This is a genomic window from Myroides odoratus, assembly GCF_965118575.1.
GTDB lineage: Bacteria > Bacteroidota > Bacteroidia > Flavobacteriales > Flavobacteriaceae > Flavobacterium > Flavobacterium odoratum_B.
On sequence record NZ_CBCPHW010000044.1, the window covers coordinates 1 to 1,829 of the forward strand.

Genomic DNA, 1,829 nt, shown 5'->3' on the forward strand with positions numbered 1-1,829 from the left:
AAATGACGCGTATAACCTGCGTTTGTCTGAGCGTCGAGCTCAATCGACGATTCAATGGATGATACGTCAAGGGATTGAAGCAAGTCGCTTAACAGGCAAAGGGTATGGCGAGAGTCAATTACTCAATGCTTGCAGCAATGGCGTGCGTTGTACAGACCAAGAACACCAAGTCAATAGACGAAGTGAATTTATTATTTTGGATAGGTAAGTTTACAACCTATATTAGTGTGATTTTTTCAAAAAGGATTAGCTGAATTTTCAGCTAATCCTTTTTTTATAGTAAAAATGCTAGTCTTATAAATGTACGTTCTGGAAATAACCCCTAATATATCATTGTATTATTCTGTATACGGATTCTGCCAATCATTGGTCGTCCTAAGTTACGCAGCGTAGCATCTTATACTTATCCCTAATGTTTTATAGGCACATTTATTTTCTTGTTCGGTCGCATAAGTAAAAGTTAAAAACACCTGGCTTTCATATTAAAAAGACACTTGTTCCAAGAATATATGAAGTAAAAAATGGACAAGGAATATAGCTTTTAGTTTCGTGGGAAAACTTTACAAAATGTCAATTTTGATACTGAAACTAAATTAAATATATACAGTATATAAACTTACCTGACGTTTATTTCCTGATTTTGTCATTTTCAATGCATTTAAGTGGATGAAATGAGATGATAAAAATGAATTTTCAATTTATGTAAAAAAAACACTCATTTTGTGATTATTGATTTCAATGGGAAGTGATATGTCATGAATATCTTATTTAAGAGATTTTATGTAAACATTAGAATTACTATATGCGAATATTCGAATATTTTATTTTTTATTTAAAATTAAAAATTAATATAATTTAATAGTGTTTTACTGATTTTATTAAGTTTTTAATTGATTTAAAATCAATAATTATCAATTATTTTTATAAAACATTTAATGAATGTAGTTTTGTAATGGAGCATTTTATGAGTTGTTTAATAAAAATAATAATAATGATAAAAAAATTAATTCCATTAGTAGCACTTGTTTTAAGTGGTTCGGCCATGGCCCAAATTGGGATAGGAACGAAGAAAGCCGCTAGTTCAGCACAATTGGATATTGTAGCAGCTAAAAAAGGAGTATTATTACCAAGAGTACAACTAGACACAAGTACCAATTATGCTCCAATAGAAGGAGAAAGAGTTGAAAGTTTATTAGTTTACCACATAGGTAATGCTAATTTAGAAGCAGGATTTTACTATTGGAAATTCAATGCCTGGACTCCCTTACTTTCAGGTGATACGGTGATTGACAGGATGAATAATACATTTACAATTGGAGGAAATCCAACAAAAAATGGGGAGGAATCTTTAATTATTACAGATACTGAAAATCACAGTGTGTACCTATCTATTGCAGCTATTGCCAATAACAGCACATTTATTACCAATTTGGTTGAGAATAATGAGTTCGTAACTAAACTTGGGGATAATATTGATTTTATCAATCATATTACTAACAATAATGAGTTCATTGAAAATATTATCAATGAATTAAAGGGAACCTATGGAAATGTAAATTACGATTCAACAACGAACAAGTTCTTTTATTATGATGAAAATGGTGTGAAACACGAAATCGATTGGTCTGCATTAAATACAACCAACGTAAGTTTTACCCTTGATAATGATTATTTGGTTGTTACGGATTCAAATAACAATTCGGTTCGTTTAGCAGTATCCGAAATAGCGAACAACAGTACATTTATCACAAATTTAGTGGAGAACCGTGAGTTCATTACTAAGTTGGGGGATAACGTAGAGTTCATTACTCATATTACCAACAACAACG

1 protein-coding gene and 1 pseudogene are annotated in these 1,829 nt (G+C 30.7%); both read left to right on the plus strand.

All coding sequences use genetic code 11. From position 1 onward, the window contains the following. Positions 1–208: OmpA family protein (locus ACMHJ2_RS17680; protein ID WP_413514171.1), on the plus strand; the 208-nt coding region annotated here is incomplete at its 5' end. Between the two features lie 783 nt (positions 209–991). Beyond that, positions 992–1,829: pseudogene (locus ACMHJ2_RS17685) on the plus strand (hypothetical protein); the annotation flags it as partial.